This is a genomic window from Pseudomonas sp. AM14(2022), assembly GCF_036346455.1.
GTDB classification, from domain to species: domain Bacteria; phylum Pseudomonadota; class Gammaproteobacteria; order Pseudomonadales; family Pseudomonadaceae; genus Aquipseudomonas; species Aquipseudomonas putida_A.
On record NZ_JAOTNY010000001.1, the window covers coordinates 109,621 to 131,427 of the forward strand.

The following is a 21,807-nucleotide window of genomic DNA, read 5'->3' on the forward strand; positions in this document are numbered from 1 at the left end:
ACCGATTGATTTACTTATATATTTCTCAAGCTCATAAAACACCGTAAAAGGTGCATAAGTTTTTTTCGGAAGTAAAAAAACCGGCTGATATAGCCGGTTTTTTTGAGCCTGTTCACTCGCAGATCAGCGGTAACTGCAGCCGGAACGTGGTGCCTTGATCGACGATACTGTGGCACTCGATGTTACCGCCATGATGGTCGACTACTGCCTTGACCATCGACAGCCCCAACCCAACGCCATCAATCCCCTGCGCCGACGAAAAGCGCCGGTACTGGGTGAACAGATCCGGCAGCTCCTCGGCGGCAATACCTTTGCCCTGATCGGTCAATTCACAGCATAGCCACTCACCTTGGCAACTGACGTTCAACTTGATCGCGGTACCGACCGGGCTGTACTTGATGGCGTTCTCCAGCAGGTTGAACAAGGCGCGGGTCAGCAGGCCCTGGTCAGCGTTGATCAGACGCTCCTGGGATTGTTCGTCCATCGTGTGCAGCAGTTTGATGCTTTTCTGCTGAGCAATGGGCAGCGCCTGATCCAGCACGTCCAGCACCAGCATCGCGAACAGACTGGGCTGGAACTGATAAGCCTCGGATTCGGCCCGCGCCAGCAGAACGAAACCGTCAGTCAGATCGAGCGCCCGGCGTACCTGGCGCTCGATCTGCTCGAACAGCGGTGAATCCGCGCCGGCTTGATGGCGATGTACATCGAGCAGGGCCAAAATCGCCGAATGCGGGGCGCGCAGATCGTGGGAAAGGAACCGCAGCAAGACCCCACGCTGTTCTTCTGCGGCGCGTTCGGCGCTCAGATCGGTGAGGCTCAGCAGCCAGCCGATGGGAGTATCGCCATCCACCGGCAGCAAAGCCGCCCGTTCCAGACGCAAACTGCGTTCCTTGTGATCGCGAAACTCCAGCAGCGTCAGGTCCGACAGCGCCGGGCGTGGTTCTGTGGACAATTCCGGATAACCGAGGCGGGCCAGTTGCTCGAGAACATAGTCACCGACCAGCGGGTCATCGAACAATACCCGGGCCTTGCGGTTTCCCAGCAGAATCTGCCCCTTGGGATCGCTGATCAGCGTCGCCACCGGCAGGTATTCCAGACCGTCGGCAATGAAACGCCGGGTATCGCGGGTGCGGCTCATGGCTTGCTCCAGTGCCATGATCTGGCCCTGCAGCTGATCAGCGCTGGTGAATTGCGCACGGCGCCGCTCGGGAAATACTTTCGGCTCGCGGTCCAGTCGGGCCAGCTCCCAGCCAAAATACGTCAGCACCACACTCAGGCGCCGCCAGTTCCAGATCAGGTAGCCGAACAACATGCCCAGCGCCGCTGGAGTCGGGGACCACCAGTGTCGAACTTCCGCCAGCCCGGCGCTAGCCAGCAGCACACAAGCCACACCGCACGATGTCACCCAGATCGCCCAGCGCGGGCGCCACAGCAACAATCCGAGTACGCAGGCTACCAGCCCTACCGAAAGCAACGCGCTCCACATCGGTACCACGTCGTGCAGATTGATCTGCGCGCGATACGACAACAAGGCAGTCAGCGGCAACAGCACTAGACTTATCCACAACCACTCACGCACCAGCCGTCGAAACAGACGCTGGACCTGACTTGGCTCGCGGCTTTCACGCCGACGCGGGCTATTCATGACAAACAGGGCAGGGGACAGTGAATGGTTTCATGGGCCACAGGTCTCAGGATGTAGATCCGAAGAATCATAGCGGACGTCGACCGATGGTGGACTGCTTACTTTTACTGCACAGGCCGAGCCTTCAGGGTTGCCGGCCACTGCTCAAGCAACAAGGAACCCACGCGTATGCGCGTTGCGATACTGGACGATGAACCCGCCGAACTGCGTCGGGTCGAGCAAACCCTGCAGCAGATGGCTGCGGAGGGAGACCAGCCTTGGTCGTTGCACAGCTTTGAACGGGGCGAGGACCTGTTGCGCCAATTGCGGCGGGACACCTTCGACCTGCTGATCCTCGACTGGCAACTGCCCGACCTGTCCGGCCTGGCGCTGCTGCGCTGGACCCGCGAACACATGGAGGCGCCGCCCGCCGCGATCATGCTGACCAGCCGCGACGGCGAAAGCGATATCGTCCAGGCGCTGAACGCCGGTGCCGACGATTACGTCAGCAAACCGTTCCGCCCCAACGAGCTGAAAGCCCGAGTCGCCGCCGTACTGCGCCGGCACAGCCAGCAACGTAGCAGCGCTGCCGAAGTCCTGAGCTTCAATGACCTGACCTTCGACGATGCCGAACTGAGCGTCACCCGCGAGGGCAAGGCAGTGGTCATGACGGAGCGTGAATACCGCCTGGCGCGCTGCCTGTTCAGTAACCTGGGTCGGCCATTGTCGCGGGAGTACCTGTACGAACGCTTCTGGCCCCACGAAGAAGTCGCTTCGTCACGGCCGCTGGATACGCACATTTATCGCCTGCGCAACAAGCTGGGACTGACGGCGGATCGCGGTTGGCAGTTGCTGACGATTTATGGGTATGGGTATCGGTTGGAGAGTGTGACGGTTGCATCCGAGTAAAAACAAAAGATCGCAGCCTGCGGCAGCTCCTACCGGTAATCCATGTGGAGCTGCCGTAGGCTGCGATCTTTTGATCTGTCAATAAAAAGGCCAACGCATGAGCGTTGGCCTTTTTGTTTGCCGCCGGCCGGGGTGTAGGTTCACAAAATAGGTGATAGGCCAGACCCCGTGAAATTGGAATCTTCGCCATTTTTTTTGTGAAATGAAGGGGTGCTTTTCACAGAAAAGCCGAGAAATCCCTACTCACCAATCACAAAAGTTGATTGGCCTGGAAAGGGCCGTTTACGACCGACGCGTGACTTTTCGGTAAGGGATGAGGAGTAGTCGCAGCGATCCTTTAGCTCCTAGTCTGGCGACCTTGGGTTCAGAATCCGACTGGCAATGCCCGCCGTCACTACTTCAGAGGAACCAGCTTCCTCTGCTGCCAAAATTGCGGGGGCTCATGCTGGTACCCAGGCCCGACAAATGCGCAGTTGCAGCCCTCAATTGCAAGGCTATCCAAAGCGGCACGCGTGTCAATCAAGATCTGATGCATGACGATGGCCGGCCTCACGGAGGTGAAACCGGAGATTCAGAATGACTAAACCGACCCCGTAGACACCAACCTCCACGAAGGCCGCTATCGACCCAAAGCTGTCCTTCAAGAAAGGCAGCTAACGGCGAGAAGCGGTCATTTTGTATCTACAGGTTTCGGGGCGATTCACTCGTCTGATGCTCAGGAGCACCAGGATGGGCGTCAAGGAGGTGGTCATCTTGAGGTGGACTATGCTGACCAGTTGCTCTCAAATCTAATCGTGAGGTCCTCCATGGCAAACCCCAATCTGCTGGCTCTATTCAGAGATGAAGTCCTTCTGACCGGGCCTGAAAGCTCCCTACCTAGCAACCTATCTCAGTTCTGGCTTGAGGAGCTCCAGAATCATCTGGAGAGGTATTTCGACGGTTTGAACTCGGAGTCAGATGCAGAAGAGAAGGATCTCGACATCTCCCTCCCACTCGCAGCGATCATCCACATCTTGTTCGCAAAAAATGGTGGGGAGGAGATATCCGAGAGCTCTGAAAAGCTGTACGAGTATTTCCAAGACTACCGGCTCGAACTGGCCCTTGAAGAGATCACGCGAAAGACTCATGTGGCTGCCGAGGCTGCAACCATTGAGACCATCTTCACCAACCGAGACGTCCTGGTGGAGCAAAGCCCCCTTCTTCAATAGGTACCTCCACCGATGCCATCGCCGGCGGGCACGCTCCGAGGCATTGATGGAATGCATTTTGACGACTGCCGAGATCAGCGAATGAAAGAAATTGCTGCGCCGATGTTCGATCTAATCGCTTTGTCGCTTCCACGAGGGTTGGGGTTTGGGGACAGCCCGCCAGTAGGGGCATGGCTTAGTGAGGACGGAATTTCTTGTGCCGCTCTAACCCGAAATATCAATTCCGGCAGCTTCGGAATTGTCACCTTGCGGCGTCGTGTCGATAGCGTGTGGGTGCTCCTCAGCCATGGTGAGTGCACCACTGGCGAGTCCGAAGCCCGCGCCTCAATCAGCCATTTTCTCTATACCCAAGCCCATCCGCTTCCACTCCCTTCAGGTGAACGACGACGTGCTCCTCTAAGCAGAATGGGTAAGCGCACACCAAGCGTGGTGTTCAAATCACTATTTGATCCAAGCCGCCGTATTGGGGCGTGGGCGCTGAATCAACTGTATCTCGCACTGCCATCCCCAGACAGAAATTGGGTTCCCGATTGCCAGACTGAGAATTTTCACACCCGCCTCTGGGAAGCCCACCTATTAGCGATTTTTCGTGAACAGGGACTCTTGGTCACCCAGCCTAAAGAATCACCCGATTTTCACATCGAGAATAGGCTGGGAGATGAGGCCTGGGTTGAAGCAGTGACAGCCAACCCGGAAGAGCGGTATGAGCATTTTGGCGCCTCGCCGGTCCCCCCACCCGCTGACCGACATGAGCGTTTCTTAGGAGCGGCTGCAGAAAGGTTTGCGAGGACCATCCAAAACAAATTGGACAAGCGTTACGAATCCCTACCGCACGTGGAGGGTAAGCCGCTCATTCTGGCCTTAGCCGATTTCCATGCGCCCAGTTCAATGCTGTGGAGCAGGGAGTCGCTCATCAGCTATCTCTATGGCTTTGCAGTTCACTCATCTGCGCATCGTGGTACGCACCTGATAACTGTGGAGGAAGAGACATCTCTGCTATCAGGGCGCCCCAACGGCCTATTTACGCTAATGGAAAATGCCCATCTTTCAGCGGTCATTTTCACCAATGCCTGCACAGTGCCAAAGCTCAGCCGAGTGCCGATCTCAGGTGGAGCTCATCTAGACGGGTACCGATACTTGCGGTTTGGTGAGTTTTTCGACCGTTCTCCGGGAGCATCACGAGGTATCCCATTTCTGTTGGATGTAGCGTCCAGCGACTACGGTCAGCTCTGGCCGCAATATGGCTACGAGCCGTGGTCTGCTGAAGTGGAGGTATTCCATAACCCTATGGCACTATACCCGGTGCCTAATGAGTTGATACCAGAAGTCACCCACTGGAGAGAAGTAAACGGAAGAGTCGAGTGCGAATCTTTCTTTGATGTATCCATACTCCGATCCAGAACACTCGTCCTCAGTGCAAACGCTAAGGTTCCGTCACTCGATGAGTTGCTGACAGCAGCCAGTCCTCCAGAGCTCTGACGGCGGCGGGGTGGCCGCATCGTTGCCACGCAGGTAGATGAGAATTTCTCAGCAAGCTACCCAGCCAGGGGAAGGACATGAGATCCCCTGCGCAATTCAGGACCGTTGAAGCGTCACCTCTCTTCGGGTAAAAGCATGACCGTCATACAACGCTACAACAGCGTCATACCCGAGAGCATAGGAAGAAAAATGTCGATCCAAGGACTAAAACGATACTTTGGAAACAAGATTCACGCAGTGATAATGATGGCCCCGCTTAAGCGGGAAATGATACGCCTCGGCATATGCACCCTTATGGCGATTATTCTGAATATCATCTTGTATACCGGCGTTGAAGTAGACGGCACCATCAAGCCGTGGGCAGAAACCCCGATAAAACTGTTTGCATCGTCGATGTTATTCGCCTTCATGATCAAGGCTTTTCTGCCAGTTCTCGGCTGGACGATACTGAAAGCAATGCTGTTGAGTGCGAACAATGCCTTCAGCGGCATACTGAGTTTTTTGGGCAATCAGTTCACAGGCGTCATGTACTGTACCGGAATTATTATGGGTTCTATCACGATTAAATTGTATATGGTTTCCGGGGTTTTAGACTCTGAGTTTGCTTATCTGTCCGCAATCGTATTTGCTTCCGGGGTTTTATATTTCTATGTGCTGCAATGCGCCATTCAAAAAACAATGAGTCCGGCCCTGCGTACACCAGCAGTACCGCGTTAAACCACTAGGCTGTGACTATTCATCTCTGGTGCTCAGTAGGCGCTCGCTCTGCTGAACCCTCACCCATACACAACCATTAATGGACTGGCCCGCCTTCGACTTTATGAAGAAGGCGAGCGAGCACGTGACTGATTGCGCATGTATTCCGAGATGAGACTTTCGAAATTGATGTCCGCCTCCTCAACGAGAATATTGACGTGACAGTACAGCTCTTCAGGACCTCTGAGATAATTGAAAATCCTTGATCTAACGATGCCGCAAACCCCTTCTTTGACCGCCGTAGAGGGGAGGTTGATAACATCGCCAACGCACGGGATAAGAGCTAGGCCATGGTCGCTGTTGAAGACAATGTCAGCTGGACAGGCATCAATGCTGGCATCGGATTGTCCTTGCGAAACCTGCTGATAATCAATGCTATACCTCATGTACAGCCTACCTCATTTGTTGAGTGAGGAATCAGCGCCGCGGATCGTAAACAGAAACCTCAAGTTCGCAAGCGACGGGAGCATGTAGCGGATTTTCGGTACTAGAGAGCTTGGCAACTATCGTTTTTCAAGCACATACCCTACGCCCCGAAGCGTATGTATCAGTTTGGTCTCGAAAGGGTCATCTATCTTGGCTCTGAGTCTTCGAATCGACACCTCTACAACGTTTGTGTCGCAGTCAAAATTCATATCCCAAACCTGCGAAATAATTTGGGTGCGGCTCAGCACCACACCGGTATTACGCATCAGGTAATGCAGTAACGCGAATTCTTTCGTGGTCAGGTCAATGCGCTGACCGTCCCTGAATGCCCTGTGCCGGCTCTGATCAAGCTCCAGGTCAGCGACGCGAATGACCTCTACGGATGCAGGGTGATCTGACCTGCGCATCAAGGCGCGAACCCGGGCCAGCAGCTCAGGGAACTCAAATGGCTTGATCAGGTAGTCATCTGCTCCGTTCTCCAGCCCCCGGACCTTATCCGCCAGCCGGCTTCTCGCCGTCAGCATCATGATACGGGAAGGGCAGTTTTTACGACGCAACAACTCAAGGACCTGCCAACCGTCCATCTCTGGCAGATTTATATCCAGGATAATCAGCTCATATTCGTGCTGCTTAGCCAAGAATAATCCATCTGACCCGGTGTGGACGCAATCTACGACATAGCCACATTCCGTCAGACCTTGACGCACATACTCCGCAGTTTTTACTTCATCCTCAATTACCAGAATTCGCATGGGATTTTGTCTCGATATCACTGAGCAATTAACCGCGCACGCGCGCCGGCATTATTGAAAGGGATGGTAAATCAAAATGAGCGTGCCGGGGCTCAAATGACGGATTTGTAATTTCTAGGTAATACAGTTGATAGTCTGGCGGTATATCTTGTCGCGGTTTGGGTTTGACAGTTGCGGGCCCTCTCTCCAGCAGGTGATTTGACCTTATGAAGTATTGGGTTATTTTCTTCTTTGTGCTGGCTTCGTTCCGCTCAGATGACGGCGAGGTCGCTCACATTGAAGAGACTGGTCATTGGTGTAGTCATGAACTTCACCGGCATGCGATGCGTACAATCGAACGCCTACTTGAATTTTAGGCAAAAAAAAGGCGCCCAATGGGCGCCAAATATCCACCTTTTACCAAAGGAGCACTTAAGCCACTCAAGGTGAATGCGTAATGCTCGTTTTACTAACAGGACCCGCCAATGGATAACTGGCCCAGTTAGCGAATTACAGAATCGAAAGCGGGTACTCGATGATTACACGAGTTTCATCCAGATCCGATTCGAAAGCAGTGGCACGCGTGGTTGCCTGGCGCAACCGGAAGGACAGATCTTTTGCCGGACCGGTTTGGACAACGTATTTGACTTCGACGTCACGCTCCCAACGCTTCTGATTGTCGAGCGGGTTGCCGTTGTCGTCGGTGCGCATGTAGAACTGGTTAGCGTTCGAGTAATCCGCACCCGAGCCTCTGGCGTAGCGCGTCATGAACGTCAGGCCTGGAATGCCGTAGCTGGTGAAGTTCAGGTCATAGCGCAGCATCCAGGAACGCTCTTTCGGCGAGTTGAAGTCGCTGTACTGGATGGAGTTGTCGACGAAAATCGAGTCCGACTGACGCAGGTAGTCGAAATCGTCGTCGCCGTTGTTGCGCTGATGCGACAGGGCCAGGGTGTGGGCACCGTAACGCACACCGACCTTGGCACTCCAGATGTTGTTGTCGAATTCACCCAGGCGCTTCTTACCTTCATCTACGGCTTTGTAGTAGTTGAAGCCACCGATCAGCGCCAGATCGTCGCTCAGCGGGTAAACCACGCTTGTGCCGGCGTAGTACTGATTCCAGACGTCTTTCAGCTGGCTGGCGTAGACGCTCACAGTCCAGTTGTCGTTGATCGAGTAGTCACCGCCACCGTAACCGATCCATGGCGAGTTGACCGGGCCGCCGTAGAACGTCACGAAGTTGTCGTTCAGGTTGCTTGAGACCGGCTGGCTCATCGCATGCAGACGACCACCCTGGAGGGTAAGGCCCTGGATGCTGGTGTTCTCAACGGTCACACCGCGGAAACTCTCTGGCAGCAGGCGAGAGTCACCCGATGCGACGACCGGGGTCGATGGGAAGACATCACCCACTTTCACGATGGTATCGAACAAGCGGACTTTGGCTGCGCCGCCGACCTTGGTGTATTCGTCGCGAGCTTCACCCTTGTTATCAACGGGCAGCACGTCGAAGGAGCTACGGCCGCCGTTGCGCCCATCACCGGTGTCGAGCTTGAGGCCGATCATGGCAAAGGCATCAACGCCAAAGCCAACGGTACCTTGGGTAAACCCGGAGTTGAATTTGCTGATGATCGCGTGCGCCCAGGCTTCGGAGTAGCCGTTCGTATTGCCCTTGCCACTGTTGTAAGTGGGGGCGGTGCTGTCGCGGTTATCACGGTTGAAGTAGAAGTTACGGTTCAACACTGTAAGGCTGCTGCCTTCAATGAAGCCTTCTGGCTTGTCTTCAGCTTGTGCCGAAATAGCATAGCTTCCAGACAGCGCAGAAACTGCCGCCAAATACAGTGGTACTTTGATTTTCATCCGATGCTCCTTTGATTCACGGCAGTTTTTATTATGTTTACCGGCGCGGGTGTCGTTAGTTGTTCTGACCCGGCGGCGCGCCTAGCGTAGCGCGAGCTCATATTTGCAGGCCGAAGATAACGGGAGGGTGATAGGACAATTACAATTTCGTCATCTACCTGTTATTCGGCACCTTCGCACCGCGTGTTTGCCATCTCTGTTGCTTGTATCGAAATCATCGTGTCGGGTTGGGTTTCCCAGTATTTACGGGCATTACAAAGCTTTCTTACGAAATTGTAATTTTCTAGCCACCCCTCTGATAGCTACCGCTCATTAGAGTGCCATCACCTAATCAAGTGGGGCTTGGCAGCTGTTTCGGCGTTCTCGCCAAGCTTTATCGAAGTTTGTGCACGAGGACCATCAAAGTGCCCCGGTATAACCGCAATGTCTTACCCAAGACCCCCGTCTCGCCCTGGAAGATCGCTGCACTCTGTGCAGTCATCTCTGGGTTGATGGCGCCTGCAGCCCTTGCCCAAAGCATCAGCTTGCCCCAGGCGCTTTCGACGGCCATGGATGCCAACCCAGACCTGGCCGCGGCCAGGCAAGAAATTGGGATCGCTGATGGTGCTCGCAAGCAGGCCGGGCTTATCCCCAACCCCACAATCTCGTATGACGTGGAAGACACCCGTCGTAACACCAGCCAGACGACTGTCTCTCTCAGCCAGACCCTTGAGCTGGGCGGTAAGCGGGGGGCTCGTGTTGACGTCGCCACATACGGGCAGACCGCCGCACAGCTTGAGTTAGACCGTCGCGTTAACGGCCTGCGTGCAGATGTCGTCCAAGCCTTTTACGCCGCGTTGCGGGCCCAGACAGGTCTCGACCTGGCCAAGCAATCTCTCGAACTGACTGAGCGCGGTCTTCGCATCGTCGATGGCCGTGTTCGCGCAGGTAAGTCGTCCCCAGTGGAGGCGACCCGCGCTCAAGTGCAACTGGCCGAAGCCCAGCTGCAAGTTCGACGTGCAGAAACGGAAAAAGCGACCGCTTACCAACAGCTCGCTCAAATTACCGGGAGCTCAGTCACCGTGTTTGATCGACTCGAATCGCCAACCCTCTCCCCGGGCTTGCCACCTCGCACTGAAGATCTGCTGGCTAAGCTCGACCAAACAGCAGAAATGCGTCAGGCCGTGGTGCAGATAGACAAGAGCGATGCCTCGCTCGGCTCAGAGAAAGCTCAGCGTATCCCGAACCTTACTGTCAGTGTAGGTAGCCAGTACGACCGCTCTGTGCGCGAGCGGGTCAACACTGTGGGCCTGTCTATGCCTTTGCCGCTGTTCGATCGTAACCAGGGCAACATTCTTTCCGCTTCTCGTCGTGCAGATCAGGCCCGGGACCAGCGCAATGCTGTTGAGCTGCGCCTGCGCACCGAAACCCAAACCGCGTTGAACCAATGGTCCACCGCCATGCAGGAGGTCGAGTCCTACGACAAGACCATTCTGCCTTCAGCCCAACAAGCCGTAGAGACCGCAACCCGCGGCTTCGAGATGGGCAAATTCGGTTTCATCGAAGTGCTGGATGCCCAGCGCACCTTGATCGTCGCTCGTGGCCAATACCTCGAATCGTTGGCAGCGGCGACCAATGCGCGTGCGCAGGTGGAAAGGGTTTATGGCGAAGTCGGCTCAACCGCCGGCACTCGCTGAACGGGCCAAACATTTTCTTCGGCACACAGCCTTGAACAAGCCGGTGCCTACGATCAGCAGGAGTAGCAATGGATAACAAACGCAAGATCGCCCTCGCGGTAGCCGCTGTGGCAGCCCTCGGATTTGGCAGCCTTGCCTGGAACAACAGTTCCGGACAGCAGGCCGCCAGTACTGCCGAGCATGGCGCTAACGATGGCCATGGCGACGAAAAGAAAGCCGCATCTGCCGCCAAAGAGGAAGGTGATGAGGGCCATGGTGAAGAAGGCCACAGCGAAGAGGGCGGTGAAGAAGAGGGCAAGCTGACGCTCAGCGCTGAACAGATCAAGGCCGCTGGTGTTGCCCTGGAAGCTGCAGCGCCTCGTGACCTCGGTACCGTCGTGAGCTTCCCTGGCGAAATTCGCTTCGACGAAGATCGTACTGCCCACGTGGTTCCTCGTGTTCCTGGCGTTGTTGAGGCTGTCCAGGCCAACCTGGGCGAGACGGTCAAGAAAGGGCAAGTCCTCGCGGTAATCGCCAGCCAGCAGATCTCTGACCTGCGCAGCGAACAACAGGCCGCACAGCGTCGCGTCGAACTGGCGCGTGTGACCTTCGAACGTGAGAAGCAACTGTGGCAGGACAAGATCTCTGCAGAGCAAGACTACCTCCAAGCACGCCAAGCGCTGCAAGAAGCGGAGATCTCCTTGGCCAACGCCAAGCAGAAGGTCGGCGCAATCGGTGCCTCGGTTAACTCCGTTGGCGGTAATCGTTACGAGCTCCGCGCTCCCTTCGACGCCGTGGTAGTGGAGAAACACCTGACCGTCGGCGAAGTCGTCAGCGAGGCGACCAACGCCTTCATCCTTTCCGACCTGAATCAGGTCTGGGCGACCTTCGCAGTTCCGCCGACAGATCTGGGCAAGGTCACGACTGGCCGTGCAGTGAAAGTCTCTTCGCCTGACATGAACGTCGAGGTCGAAGGGAAGGTGGGTTATGTCGGCAGCCTGCTGGGCGAGCAAAACCGTGCAGCTACTGTCCGCGTCACCTTGACCAACCCCAACGGCGCCTGGCGTCCAGGCCTGTTCGTAAACATTGCGGTCACCTCCCAGACCGATCGAGTTGCCGTAGCGGTCCCTGAGCACGCTGTGCAGACCGTTGAAGACAAACCTTCGGTATTCGTACGCACCCCAGATGGCTTTGACACCCGCCCGGTAAAACTGGGTCGCCGCGACAATGGGTACGTGGAAATCATCGACGGTATTGAAGCCGGCGCCCAGGTAGCAACCAGTGGCAGCTTCACACTCAAGTCCGAGCTCGGCAAAGCTTCTGCCGAACACGGTCACTGATGCGAACTGACAGGATGATTTCTCATGTTTGAACGTATCATCAGATTCGCCATCGAGCAGCGCATCGTAGTAATGATCGCCGTTCTGATCATGGCGGGTATCGGTATCTACAGCTATCAAAAGCTGCCCATCGATGCGGTACCCGATATCACCAACGTCCAGGTGCAGATCAACACTGCAGCGCCTGGTTACTCGCCCTTGGAAACCGAACAACGGATCACGTTTCCAGTTGAAACGGCCATGGCCGGTCTCCCGGGCCTTCAGCAGACCCGTTCCCTGTCTCGCTCTGGCCTGTCTCAGGTCACCGTGATCTTCAAGGATGGCACTGACATCTTCTTTGCCCGCCAGTTGATCAACGAGCGGCTGCAGGTTGCGAAGGAACAGCTGCCAGAAGGTGTAGAGGCCGTCATGGGTCCGGTATCTACCGGCCTCGGCGAGATCTTCCTGTGGACTGTTGAAGCCGAAGATGGCGCGGTCAAAGAGGACGGTACGCCGTACACCCCGACCGACCTGCGCGTGATCCAGGACTGGATCATCAAGCCTCAGCTGCGTAACGTCCCGGGTGTGGCCGAGATCAATACCATCGGCGGTTATGCCAAGCAGTTCCTGGTTGCGCCGGATCCAAAGCGCCTGGCTACCTACAAGCTGACACTCAATGACCTGGTCGCAGCGTTGGAAAGTAACAACGCCAACGTCGGTGCCGGCTACATCGAGCGTAATGGTGAACAGTTGCTCATCCGTGCACCGGGTCAGGTAGGCAATATCGAAGACATCGCCAACATCGTGATCACCAGTGTGGATGGTGCACCGATTCGCATCAGCAGCGTTGCTGACGTCAGCATCGGTAAAGAGCTCCGTACAGGTGCTGCTACTGAGAACGGCCGCGAAGTCGTGCTCGGTACCGTGTTCATGCTGATTGGTGAAAACAGCCGCACCGTATCTCAAGCTGTCGCCGCCAAATTGGCGGACATCAACCGCACCCTGCCAAAGGGCGTGGTGGCTGTGACTGTTTACGACCGTACCAACCTGGTTGAAAAAGCCATCGCGACGGTGAAGAAGAACCTGGTGGAAGGCGCGATCCTGGTTATCGCCATTCTGTTCCTGTTCCTCGGCAACATCCGTGCGGCTCTGATCACCGCGATGGTGATTCCGCTGTCCATGCTGTTCACCTTCACAGGCATGTTCAACAACAAGGTCAGTGCCAACTTAATGAGTTTGGGGGCACTCGACTTCGGCATCATCGTCGACGGTGCCGTGGTTATTGTAGAAAACGCGATCCGTCGACTGGCTCATGCGCAACATAAGCATGGCCGCATGCTCACCAAAACCGAACGCTTCCACGAGGTCTTTGCCGCGGCGCGAGAAGCTCGCCGGCCGCTGATCTTCGGTCAGCTGATCATCATGGTGGTGTACCTGCCGATCTTCGCCCTCACCGGCGTCGAAGGCAAAATGTTCCACCCGATGGCCTTCACCGTTGTGATGGCGCTGCTGGGTGCAATGGTCCTGTCCGTTACCTTTGTTCCTGCAGCTATTGCCATGTTCGTCACTGGCAAGGTGAAGGAAGAGGAAGGCGTGGTCATGCGCACAGCTCGACTGCGCTATGAACCGGTTCTGCAATGGGTGCTGGGACATCGGAACATCGCTTTCTCGGCCGCAGTAGCCTTGGTCGTGCTCAGTGGTTTGCTGGCAAGTCGTATGGGTAGCGAGTTCATCCCAAGCCTCAGTGAGGGTGACTTTGCGATGCAGGCCATGCGTGTGCCTGGAACGAGCCTCACTCAATCTGTCGAGATGCAGCAGCGTCTGGAGAAAGCGGTGATTGCGCAGGTGCCTGAAGTTGAGCGGATGTTCGCACGCTCGGGTACCGCAGAAATTGCATCTGACCCGATGCCGCCGAACGCCTCTGACGCCTACATCATGCTCAAGCCTCAGGATCAGTGGCCTAACCCGAAGAAGCCTCGTGATGAGCTGATTGCTGAAGTGCAGAAGGCCGCAGCGGGTGTTCCAGGAAGCAACTACGAGTTGTCGCAGCCAATCCAACTGCGTTTCAACGAGCTGATTTCGGGCGTGCGTAGTGACGTCGCTGTGAAAGTCTTCGGCGATGACATGGACGTGCTCAACAACACCGCCAACAAGATCGCGGCAGCGCTCAAAGCGGTCCCGGGCTCATCGGAAGTGAAAGTTGAGCAGACATCCGGCCTGCCGGTGCTGACCATCAACATTGACCGCGAAAAAGCAGCACGCTACGGCCTGAACATCGCGGATGTTCAGAACTCGATCGCTATCGCCGTGGGTGGCCGTCAGGCCGGCACGCTGTATGAGGGCGACCGTCGGTTCGACATGGTAGTACGCCTACCAGAGACCGTTCGCACCGACGTAGCGGGTATGTCCAGCTTGCTGATCCCGGTACCTGCCAATGCGGCACAGGGTGCCAATCAGATCGGCTTCATCCCGCTGTCCCAGGTCGCCAATCTGGACCTGCAACTGGGCCCGAACCAAATCAGCCGCGAGAACGGCAAACGTCTGGTTATCGTCAGCGCCAACGTTCGAGGCCGCGATCTGGGGTCCTTCGTTGAGGAGGCGACCGCATCGCTGGACAAGAAGGTGCAAATCCCTGCGGGCTACTGGACGACTTGGGGGGGCCAGTTCGAGCAGCTGCAGTCGGCTGCCAAACGCCTGCAGATCGTTGTTCCAGTCGCCTTGCTGCTGGTCATGACCTTGTTGTTCCTGATGTTCAACAACCTGAAGGACGGCATGCTGGTCTTCACCGGTATTCCATTCGCACTCACCGGTGGTGTTGTGGCGTTGTGGCTGCGGGACATCCCACTGTCGATCTCGGCAGGTGTCGGCTTCATTGCACTGTCCGGCGTTGCAGTACTGAACGGCCTGGTGATGATTGCCTTCATCCGCGGGCTAAGGGAGGAGGGACGAACGCTCAGACAGGCAGTCGATGAAGGTGCATTGACCCGTCTGCGACCTGTTCTGATGACAGCCTTGGTAGCGTCCCTGGGCTTCATCCCGATGGCTTTGGCCACCGGCACCGGTGCCGAAGTTCAGCGGCCATTGGCGACGGTGGTGATTGGCGGGATCCTGTCCTCCACCGCACTGACCTTGCTGGTACTGCCTGCCCTGTATCACTGGGCACACCGCAAGGATGAAGACGGCGACGAGGCCGAAGTGGTTAGCTAACAGCCTCCGCTAAAGAGAAGCCCACAACACGTGTTGTGGGCTTTTTTGTTTAAAGTGAAGTAGATGCACTTACCTTTCAAAATTGTAAGTTTCTCGTCATGCCGGTGATGCCTATGCATTGCTAAGGTTACGCCCGAGAAGTTTTGAAATTGAGAGGGTTTTATGAAAAAGCTAATTATCGCTGCTGCACTTGTTGTTTTCTCGGTGGCTTCGCAGGCCAACACTTTCTCCGAGAGCAAGCAGCTTCAATACACCAAGGAACACCAGACCGCAGTGGCCAAGTACGCGGAGAAAAATGGCAAGCCAATGCCAGAGATTCAGGATTACAAATATGGCATGAAGATAGACGTTGCGAAATTCGTACGTCAGTCGCAGGACCCCCGTACCTGCCAGGTCTATCCACGGTTGATGACCTTCGAGGACTCCCAGGGCACGCTCAAGACTGTTCGTTACTCGATGTATTCGCAATGCATCAACAACAAGTAGTAAACGATTTGAACAGAACAATTAGAGAATTCATAAATGCCAGGCAGTGCCTGGCATTTTTTATTACGCCCGATACCCCATAGCTTCGAAATGTTAACGCCTGGGCTCGGGCAAACCGTGCAATAGATCTTAGCCAACCAACAGAGACGGCTCCCCAACTGCAGAGGGCAATTGGAAGCCTTGACCCCAGAAGGGACGAGTTATGAAGAGTTTGCTTGAACGCCCTGATGACCAAGCCGGGCATGAAGGTCATAGCCATGAGCATGGCGGCATTTTTGGAATGAACACAGAGCTGATTTTCGCGCTGATCTGTGGTGCTCTCCTGGGTGCCGGAGCTCTCGCAGGAAAACTTGGCCTGATTGATCGTCTGCCTCTGATTCTGTACGTGTCGGCCTACGTGTTCGGTGGATGGTTCACCACTAAGGAAGCGGTTACCAACATCCGTCAGAAACGCTTCGAGATCGACTCGCTGATGCTTCTCGCCGCAGTCGGTGCCGCGAGCATCGGCGCCTGGGCGGAGGGGGCTCTGCTGCTGTTCCTGTTCAGTCTGGGGCATTCCCTTGAAAGCTACGCGATGGGGCGGGCCAAGAAAGCGATTGAGGCACTGTCCAAGCTCGCACCAGCCACCGCGATCGTACGCAGAGCAAATGGCACGGTGGAGATGCCCGTGGAGCTGCTGGTTCCCGGTGACGTTGTCATCGTGCGCCCCAATGACCGCCTGCCGGCCGATGGTTTTGTAGTCGTAGGCTCCTCAAGTATCAACCAGGCGCCAGTAACCGGTGAGAGCGTCCCCGTGGGCCTTGTTTCTACCACTGTTGATCCGCAAGCGTGGATCGATGCAGCGCTTCAAAGCCTACCTCTGGCTGTGGGCCTTGGCGACACCGGTCTTCTTCACATTTGCAGGCAACATTCTGTGGACCTACCTGCTACCCGCGCTGCCAGCGTGGGCATTGCTGCTGTCTGCACGGGTCAGCGAAGTTGGCCCGAAGACCACCTGGGCTGCCGCTGCGAGCGCATTGGTGTTGCCAATCATCGGTGCGGGCATCATCTACGCCGGGGTACTAGAGGAGCGCCCTCAGAATCAGCGGGATGTGGTTCAAGCCTGGCTCAATGTGCAGTCTGCTCATTCCGCTCCCCTGATCTATCCTGGCCGCCGCTCATACTCGTCGGAGTTTTACAGCAGCGGGAAGTCCGAGAACATCAAGGATCCTGCCAAGTGGCCGCGGGATGGCTCGTTCTATCTGTCCAGGCGCTTGCGAGACAGCAAGGATGGTCTGCCCGCTGATCTAGCTTGCACATCGATCACCGAAGCGAACGCCAGCCAGCTCCTGCTGTGCCATTGGAAACGCCCCGCACAAGGTGCCGAGGGTCTGGCCGGAGAAAGCAATGCGGAAACGCCTCGCAAGAACGAAGGCTAAATTCCAAGCACAAAAAAGCCAGGTTTTACCCTGGCTTTTTTGTCGATTTCTTTCGTCATTTGAAGTCCTATTTAACCGCCGATTAATTGTCGGCTTGTTCCTTACCATCCTTGCTTTCTTTCTTTTGCTCTTGAGCGACTTGTTGTTTGTTCTGGTCCGAAGAGTCATCGCTCCATAGGCGAGCCTGTTCGGTTCGGAAGTTCTCGTTGAACTGTTTCGTTCGCTCGAAGCCGCCTTCAGCGTAAGCGGTACCCATGAGACCCAGCAGCAGGCTGCCAATAGCGATAGATTTGACAAATTTCATTGTGAACCTCGGTTCATACTAGGCCAACCTGATTAGCGGCCTTTGTTGGTTTGTAGTTTAGGAACGCGAAGCTAACGACAAGGTGAGTCAATAATTACAATTCCGTAATTTTGGCTGCAGATAGGATGCGTTAAATCTTCAAATCTGGAAGGATCATGTCTATCTCGGCACTGTCGAGGGCGACTTCGAATTTTCTCTTAAATTACAATTTTGATATCTAGCGCGTTAATTCAGCGCGGCGTTGTTGGCCGCCCTAGGAGATAGCCATGAATGACATAGAGCCCTGGGCAGTTGCTATCGGTGACTTTCGCCGCTGCACTGAAAAACTCACTGTCCAGCTCGATGAGCTGACCTCGCAGACGCGCACCTCCAGCGCTGTTCTGGAGAGGTCGAACGAACTGGTGGAGCAGGTGGACGCTGTCGGCCGGCAGATTCAGGAGGAGGTGCGAAAGGCGGAGAAGGCTTGGTCGAACGCGGAGGAGGTTGCCTTGCGCGCCGCTGCATCAGCGTATTCAGCTGCATGCCGCGGAGTCGACACCGCCATCCAGCCACTGATCTCGGAGCTTACAGCAGCGACAAAGGCGGCGGACGCCTCTATCCAGGAGCTCAAGCGGGCACCGGTGCTGGCCAAGCGTTATGTGATGGTGGTCGCCACGGCGTTCTTCATTCTGGCGCTGATCTGTGTCTACTCGACCATGCGCCTGATCGATGCCGCCGGCAGCGTAAGTGCTCAAGAGAAAGTGAATGCTCAGTACTTCTCACACCTGTGGAAAAACGCCAATCCTGACGAACAGAAGATTATTAAGTCGGTGATTCTGCGGTCGCCCATGGACCCTGTGGTCCTTCGGCACTGATGCATTGAGGCAAACAAAAGGCCCGTCGATTGACGGGCCTAATCGTGTCTGCGCAATTTAAGCGGCGGTCATTGCCGGCTGCATTTGCTGGGCTTCCGGAAAGTGAAGGTGGAACCAGGTGAAGTTTTCTTCGGTCACCTCCACGCTCGCCGATCCCTGGTGCAGACTCATGATCGACTGCACAATGGCCAAGCCAAGACCGGTACCGCCTTCGCTCCGTGCTCGGCTCTTGTCCACACGGTAGAACCGCTCAAACAAGTGCGCGTGGTGTTCCTTGGCAATACCACGGCCGGGGTTGCCGACACTCAACGTCGTACCGCTCGCACTATGCTGCACCTTAACGTAGACCGTGCGGCCGCGAGGGCAGTAACGGATCGCGTTCGAGACCAGATTCGAGACGGCACGTTGAACCATCAGGCGATTCCCGCGCACCACGTCATCACTGCCGGAGATCTGCAGCTGAATCTCGCCTTCTTCTGCTGAAATGCTGAAGAGATCGCACACTCGCTGAACCTCGTCGACCAAGGAGACGGATTCGAACTCCACCATTGATGCTGGATGACTGACCTGGGCCAAGAACAGCATGTCGGAAACCATGCGGCTCATGCGGTCCAGCTCTTCTGTGCACGACTCCAGAACCTCCCGGTACTCGGAAAGCGATCGTTCTCTGGTCAAGGCAACCTGGGCCTTGCCCATCAGGTTGGAAAGCGGTGCTCGAAGTTCGTGAGCAAGGTCGTCAGAAAACTGCGAGAGCTGCTGAACCCCATCATCCAGGCGAGCCAGCATGATGTTGATGCCGTCGGCGAGCATTTTGAGTTCTGCCGGCATCCCATCAGTTGGAAGGCGATGGTCGAGGCTCTCGGTTGAGATTTTCGAGGCGATCTTGAGGAACTTGGTCAGTGGTAGCAGGCCTCTGCGCACAGTCCACCAGCCAATGGCCAAGATCAGTGCGAGGATGACGGGGGACATCATCAAGGCCCAGGTCAGCAACGCATCGAGCAGCGCCTCACTGGATGACTGGTCCATGGTCATATAGACGCTGACCTCTGTTCCATCGCCCAAACGCATGATTCGAGAAGCACTCAGCAGAGGACGGTCCTGCGTATCACGCCATTCGTGCTCTTTGGGCTGGGCCGCCGGCTGAAACTTGTGCACCTCCAGATTGACCTGTTTCGAGCCAATCGAGAGCAGGGGAGTCTGATTCTGTGAGGTATCGAATATGCTCACATACAGGTTGTTGTGGCCCATGACCAAATCGACAAGCTGATGCGCATCCGCGTTGACGCCGGAGATGTCCGGGATGGTGGACAGGTTGTGAGCCATCCCCGCCATCTTTACTTCCAGGTCTGCTCTGGCATTTCTTTCCAGAGCCTTGCCTACCATCAGATAGCCAAAGGTGGCGAACAGAAGCAGCAACGCTGCGCTCATCAACCCAACTTTTAACCCCAGCTTTGCAGCCAGGCTGAATGGCCTCATGCGCGTTCCTCAAAAACGTACCCAACGCCACGAAGCGTGTGAATGAGCTTGGTTTCAAACGGGTCATCGATCTTCGAGCGCAAGCGCCGGATGGCTACATCGATGACATTGGTGTCGCAATCGAAATTCATATCCCAGACCAACGAGATGATCTGAGAGCGAGTCAGCGCTTCGCCCGTTCGGCTCATGAGCAGGTGCAGAAGCGCAAATTCCTTGGTGGTGAGATCGATGCGTGTGCCACCGCGGAAGACGCGATGGCGGACGGAGTCGAGTTCCAGATCGGCAATTTTCAGCGAGCTCTTCTCGACTAACTCATCACCACGGCGTTGCAGCGAACGGATGCGAGCAAGCAGCTCAGGGAATTCGAATGGCTTCACAAGGTAGTCATCCGCGCCGCCGTCCAAGCCCTTGAGCTTGTCATTGATGCGTCCGCGGGCGGTCAGCATGATGATGCGGACCCGGCTGGTCTTACGGATGGTTTCCAGCAGGTCCCAGCCGTCGATACCCGGGAGGTTCACGTCCAGGAGGACCAACGAATAGACATTAGTGTTGAACAAGTGCAGAGCATCTACACCGTTGTGCACGATATCTACGACATACCCGCTTTCGGATAGGCCCTGCTGAAGATATTCGGCAGTTTTAATTTCGTCTTCCACAACTAGAACGCGCATAACTTATCTCAAGGTGTGAGGAAGGAGTTGGCCTAATCCGCCAAGATTATGGTTGCAGGCTGTTCGAAAGTTTGGCTGAGGGTATGGCATGTGGTAGTCGCTACCTCTGTCCATACGCCGGGTCACCTGAGGACGCTTGAATCTTAACGCGAAGAAGCTGGCCGCGGCGAAATCCTACAAATTTGTAATGTAGCCGCAAGATTTCTGACAGTCATGCAGGCTCCACCCCTAAGCATAGCGGATTCTGGGGCCTGCGGCGGTGTATGACAGATTCGCCTGGCAGGTGGAATCGGCCAGGACAGGCAGCATTTCGGTCGTTAGCTTGCAAGGACTGGTACTGGCCTTGGATCGAGGGCGCCACGCAGGCAGACCCCATGCACGGCCGCAAACCGCAGCGCCTTTCTGCAAATTAGTTCACGTGGCGGCTCGATATTCTCTCGAATAATTATCTTACAATCTATTACATGTCCAAATTGTAATTGCACGATCATCTTGGTGTTAGCCTCCTTTGCTAGTTTAAGGGCAGCGGAAGAGGCATCGCTGCTTTGGAAATTGTCTCATTTCAAAGCAGCTTGGCAAGAGCACCGAGCAGTTGTTCGCGCCAGTGCATTCACCTGTAAACCATACGCTCCTTTGGTAGGTGAATTTTAGCGCCCCCCTACGGGCGCTTTTTTATTAAGGGACTTCTTATGAACACTACTGTATCAGCGATCGCCGTGTTTATGCTCTTTACATCACTAACAGCCAATGCCCAAAGCGGTATGGAGATCAATAAACACATCGAGCGTACTGCTAGAGAGGCTACAGCGGATTATGCTCAACGCGTAAAAAAGCCCATGCCTCAACTAGAAGACTACGCCTATGGCATGGACCTGGACGTTGGTAAGTTGGTGTATGTATCACCCAATGTGCGGTACTGCGGTAATGTAAGAAGCATGATGACCTACGAAGACTCGAAAGGCGAACTGCACATGGTTCGCTACCTGGTGAAGGGCGAGTGTGTTAATAGCCGTTAAGACTCATCAAGATGATCCCTGCGGCCACCGGATCATAGAAGCTCAATGCCGAACCGGCGCAGCAGTATGGCGAAGCCTCCGAAGCTGGCCATTGTGATGAGGATGCTGCTGATCAGTGTCGGCCAAAAGCCGAGCTTAGGTAGCAGCAATGGAAAAGCAATAAACATCGGCAGGGTCGGAAGCACGTACCAGAACGTGTACCAAGCATGGTTGGAGATCTTCTCCATGCTCTGGTTCTCTAAATAGAGCCAGACCAACGTCACGACCGTGACCAAGGGTAGGGCGGCGACCAAGCCGCCCAGCTTGTCGCTGCGTTTCGCCAGCTCTGACACGAGAATCACTATACCGGCAGTGAGTAGGTACTTCGTGATGATCCAGGCCATCGCTGAGCCTTCTGGAGGTTGTTGACGAGGG

Annotated in this window: 18 protein-coding genes and 2 pseudogenes; 12 read left to right on the forward strand and 8 right to left on the reverse strand. The window is 55.6% G+C overall.

All coding sequences use genetic code 11. The features are described from left to right. Positions 1-112: 112 nt before the first annotated feature. The gene (locus V3W27_RS00560) at positions 113-1,645 is read right to left on the reverse strand and encodes a sensor histidine kinase (protein ID WP_096795467.1); all 1,533 of its coding nucleotides are present in this window, start codon (positions 1,643-1,645) and stop codon (positions 113-115) included. Positions 1,646-1,813: 168 nt separating this feature from the next. Here V3W27_RS00560 and V3W27_RS00565 point away from each other — a divergent pair, with 168 nt between their 5' ends. The 4 genes from V3W27_RS00565 (at position 1,814) to V3W27_RS00580 (ending at position 5,937) form a co-directional block, all read left to right on the forward strand. Then, entirely contained in the window at positions 1,814-2,533 is a 720-nt protein-coding gene (locus V3W27_RS00565) for a response regulator transcription factor (RefSeq protein ID WP_134785067.1), read from the forward strand. 806 nt (positions 2,534-3,339) lie between these two features. Further along, positions 3,340-3,741 (forward strand): hypothetical protein, encoded by a 402-nt coding sequence (locus tag V3W27_RS00570; RefSeq protein WP_153428583.1) that lies wholly within the window; start codon positions 3,340-3,342, stop codon positions 3,739-3,741. Positions 3,742-3,822: 81 nt separating this feature from the next. Next, complete coding sequence (locus V3W27_RS00575) at positions 3,823-5,220, forward strand: hypothetical protein (protein WP_223296393.1); 1,398 nt, start codon at positions 3,823-3,825, stop codon at positions 5,218-5,220. Positions 5,221-5,409: 189 nt separating this feature from the next. Next, positions 5,410-5,937, forward strand: coding sequence for a hypothetical protein (locus tag V3W27_RS00580; protein WP_012269855.1), 528 nt, complete (start codon positions 5,410-5,412; stop codon positions 5,935-5,937). A gap of 101 nt (positions 5,938-6,038) precedes the next feature. On the opposite strand, the gene V3W27_RS00585 is transcribed toward V3W27_RS00580, so the two are convergent. The 3 genes from V3W27_RS00585 to V3W27_RS00595 form a co-directional block, all read right to left on the reverse strand. Then, positions 6,039-6,362 carry a hypothetical protein gene (locus V3W27_RS00585; protein ID WP_010951457.1) on the reverse strand — a complete coding sequence of 108 codons (324 nt, stop codon included), beginning with the start codon at positions 6,360-6,362 and terminating at the stop codon, positions 6,039-6,041. A 117-nt stretch (positions 6,363-6,479) separates the two neighbouring features. Continuing rightward, on the reverse strand, positions 6,480-7,154 hold the full coding sequence (locus V3W27_RS00590) for a heavy metal response regulator transcription factor (RefSeq protein WP_003253420.1): 675 nt from the start codon (positions 7,152-7,154) through the stop codon (positions 6,480-6,482). 489 nt (positions 7,155-7,643) lie between these two features. Next, complete coding sequence (locus tag V3W27_RS00595) at positions 7,644-8,987, reverse strand: OprD family porin (protein ID WP_003253422.1); 1,344 nt, start codon at positions 8,985-8,987, stop codon at positions 7,644-7,646. A gap of 404 nt (positions 8,988-9,391) precedes the next feature. On the opposite strand from V3W27_RS00595, the gene V3W27_RS00600 reads away from it, so the two are divergent. From V3W27_RS00600 to V3W27_RS00625, 6 genes and pseudogenes are all read left to right on the forward strand, one after another. Further along, on the forward strand, positions 9,392-10,663 hold the full coding sequence (locus tag V3W27_RS00600; protein WP_010951456.1) for a TolC family protein: 1,272 nt from the start codon (positions 9,392-9,394) through the stop codon (positions 10,661-10,663). Between the two features lie 68 nt (positions 10,664-10,731). Next, entirely contained in the window at positions 10,732-11,982 is a 1,251-nt protein-coding gene (locus V3W27_RS00605; protein ID WP_010951455.1) for an efflux RND transporter periplasmic adaptor subunit, read from the forward strand. Positions 11,983-12,006: 24 nt separating this feature from the next. Then, positions 12,007-15,168: a CusA/CzcA family heavy metal efflux RND transporter gene (locus tag V3W27_RS00610; RefSeq protein ID WP_010951454.1), complete on the forward strand. Its 3,162-nt coding sequence runs from the start codon at positions 12,007-12,009 to the stop codon at positions 15,166-15,168. A gap of 162 nt (positions 15,169-15,330) precedes the next feature. Further along, positions 15,331-15,654, forward strand: coding sequence for a DUF2790 domain-containing protein (locus V3W27_RS00615; protein WP_003253432.1), 324 nt, complete (start codon positions 15,331-15,333; stop codon positions 15,652-15,654). 202 nt (positions 15,655-15,856) lie between these two features. Then, positions 15,857-16,450, forward strand: a pseudogene (locus tag V3W27_RS00620) (P-type ATPase); the annotation flags it as partial. Beyond that, positions 16,446-17,072, forward strand: a pseudogene (locus tag V3W27_RS00625) (phospholipid carrier-dependent glycosyltransferase); the annotation flags it as partial. The pseudogenes V3W27_RS00620 and V3W27_RS00625, both read left to right, overlap by 5 nt. 82 nt (positions 17,073-17,154) lie before the next feature. On the opposite strand, the gene V3W27_RS00630 reads toward V3W27_RS00625, so the two are convergent. After that, complete coding sequence (locus V3W27_RS00630; protein WP_010951443.1) at positions 17,155-17,376, reverse strand: hypothetical protein; 222 nt, start codon at positions 17,374-17,376, stop codon at positions 17,155-17,157. 266 nt (positions 17,377-17,642) lie between these two features. On the opposite strand from V3W27_RS00630, the gene V3W27_RS00635 reads away from it, so the two are divergent. Then, positions 17,643-18,230, forward strand: a complete 588-nt coding sequence (locus tag V3W27_RS00635; RefSeq protein ID WP_010951442.1) for a hypothetical protein — start codon at positions 17,643-17,645, stop codon at positions 18,228-18,230. A gap of 57 nt (positions 18,231-18,287) precedes the next feature. Here V3W27_RS00635 and V3W27_RS00640 read toward each other — a convergent pair whose 3' ends face one another. Next, a complete protein-coding gene (locus V3W27_RS00640; RefSeq protein ID WP_010951441.1) occupies positions 18,288-19,706 on the reverse strand; it encodes a heavy metal sensor histidine kinase in 1,419 nt (472 codons plus the stop codon). After that, positions 19,703-20,377, reverse strand: coding sequence for a heavy metal response regulator transcription factor (locus V3W27_RS00645; RefSeq protein ID WP_003253457.1), 675 nt, complete (start codon positions 20,375-20,377; stop codon positions 19,703-19,705). Before V3W27_RS00645 ends, V3W27_RS00640 begins: the two co-directional genes overlap by 4 nt. Before the next feature lie 689 nt (positions 20,378-21,066). Here V3W27_RS00645 and V3W27_RS00650 point away from each other — a divergent pair. Beyond that, positions 21,067-21,393: a DUF2790 domain-containing protein gene (locus V3W27_RS00650; protein WP_010951440.1), complete on the forward strand. Its 327-nt coding sequence runs from the start codon at positions 21,067-21,069 to the stop codon at positions 21,391-21,393. Positions 21,394-21,425: 32 nt separating this feature from the next. On the opposite strand, the gene V3W27_RS00655 is transcribed toward V3W27_RS00650, so the two are convergent. Further along, complete coding sequence (locus tag V3W27_RS00655; protein WP_011953105.1) at positions 21,426-21,776, reverse strand: DUF3147 family protein; 351 nt, start codon at positions 21,774-21,776, stop codon at positions 21,426-21,428. Between the last annotated feature and the right edge of the window lie 31 nt (positions 21,777-21,807).